This is a genomic window from Streptomyces hainanensis, assembly GCF_004348415.1.
Classification (GTDB): Bacteria; Actinomycetota; Actinomycetes; order Streptomycetales; family Streptomycetaceae; genus Streptomyces; species Streptomyces hainanensis.
The window spans coordinates 1-1,713 of the sequence record NZ_SMKI01000788.1 but is presented as its reverse complement, the minus strand read 5'-3'; the positions used below and the strand labels follow the sequence as shown (position 1 = coordinate 1,713).

The window sequence follows — 1,713 nt, the reverse complement described above, 5'->3', positions numbered from 1 at the left end:
GGGGAGGACGGCGCGGTGGGGAGAGGCGGCGCGCAATTAACCCACTGGATAGTTAGTAGCGAGTTGCTACGGGATGGTGGGGAGGCGCGAACGGTCTGTCAAGGGGTCGCGCGCGGGTCCGACTTGCCGCGGGGGCCCTCCGGGGCTTCGCCGGCTCGCGACGCGGCTCCGCCGTGTGGCGCGCCTCGCCAGCCGTGTGGGGGCGCCCGCTGACGCCCGACGCCCCGGACCACAGGCCCCGGGGGGCGTCCCGGTCAGTCCGCCGCGCGCTCGGCGGTGAGGTAGGCGACGACCATGTCGCCGAGCATGGCGCGGTGCCGCTCCCGCTGTCCGGGCGCCACCAGGTCGCGCCCGAACAGCGCCTGGAAGGTGTGCCGGTTGGCGACCCGGAAGAAGCAGAACGAGCTGATCATGGCGTGCAGGTCCACCACGTCGACGTCGACCGTGAACACCCCGGAGCCGCGCCCCGCGTCCAGGATCCGGCGGAGCACGTCGATCGCCGGCGAACCGAGCTTCCTGAGCTCCTCGGAGGCCGCGATGTGCTCGGCCTCGTGGATGTTCTCGATGCTGACGAGCCGGATGAAGTCCGGGTGGGCCTCGTGGTGGTCGAAGGTGAGCTCGACCAGCCGCCGGATGGCTGCCACCGGGTCGAGGTGCGCGACGTCGAGCTCCTGCTCGGCCTGCCGGATCACCGAGTAGGCCCGCTCCAGCACGGCGGTGAAGAGCTTCTCCTTGCCGCCGAAGTAGTAGTAGATCATCCGCTTGGTGGTGCGGGTACGGGCGGCGATCTCGTCCACCCGGGCACCGGCGTATCCGGCGCGGGCGAACTCCTGGGTCGCCACGTCGAGGATCTCCGCCCGGGTCCGCGCCGCGTCCCGGGTGCGGACCCGCGGGTCGGCGGCCGGGCTCTGCGGCGGAACTGCGGCGGCCATGCGGCTCCTCGGACGGTCGACTCGGGGTGCGGCTCGGATGCGGCTCGGGGTGCGGTTCGGGGGTCAGTCTAGGCCGGGCCGGTGATCATCCGGCGGTCCGCCCCGGGCGGGGTCTTCCCTCCGAGGCCGTCTCGGGCTACAACTAACGAACCGGTTAGTGAATTGGAGGCACGATGGCCGCGGGCTCCTACCTCGTCGGGCTCATCGGTTCCGGCATCGGTCCCTCGTTGAGCCCGGCCGTCCACGAACGCGAGGCGGACCGGCAGGGGTTGCGCTACCTCTACCGGCTGATCGACATCGACCGGCTCGGCGTCGCTCCCGAGGCCGTCGGCGAACTGCTGCGCGCCGCCCGGGACCTGGGCTACGACGGGCTGAACGTCACCCACCCCTGCAAGCGCCTCGTCGTCCCCCACCTGGACGAACTCGCGCCGAGCGCGGAGCGGTTGGGCGCGGTCAACACCGTGGTCCTGGCCGACGGCCGCGCGGTCGGCCACAACACCGACGTCACCGGGTTCGGGGCCGCCTTCGCCCGCGGGCTGCCCGACGCCCGCCTCGGCCGGGTCGTCCAGCTCGGCGCGGGCGGCGCGGGCGCCGCCGTGGCGCACGCGCTGCTCGGCCTGGGCGCCGGGCGGCTGACCGTGGTCGACGCCCTGCCGGACCGGGCCGCCGGGCTGGCCGCCGCGCTGGGCCGCCGGTTCGGCACGGGCCGCGCGGACGCGGCCGACCCGGCCGACCTCGCCGCGCTGCTCCCCACGGCCGACGGGCTGGTGCACGCCACCCC

Annotated in this window: 2 protein-coding genes; one reads left to right on the top strand and one right to left on the bottom strand. The window is 74.4% G+C overall.

Features of this window, described 5'->3' with window-relative positions; all coding sequences use genetic code 11:
* Positions 1 to 254: 254 nt before the first annotated feature.
* Complete coding sequence (locus tag E1283_RS35935; RefSeq protein WP_132822354.1) at positions 255 to 932, bottom strand: TetR/AcrR family transcriptional regulator; 678 nt, start codon at positions 930 to 932, stop codon at positions 255 to 257.
* 173 nt (positions 933 to 1,105) lie between these two features.
* Here E1283_RS35935 and E1283_RS35930 point away from each other — a divergent pair.
* Positions 1,106 to 1,713 (top strand): shikimate dehydrogenase (locus E1283_RS35930; protein ID WP_132822353.1); only part of this gene is annotated, 608 nt, incomplete at its 3' end.

Bases quoted from the DNA above. Each gene is read 5' to 3' on its own strand.
- E1283_RS35935 (WP_132822354.1), bottom strand. From the start codon at position 932: ATGGCCGCCGCAGTTCCGCCGCAGAGCCCGGCCGCCGACCCGCGGGTC.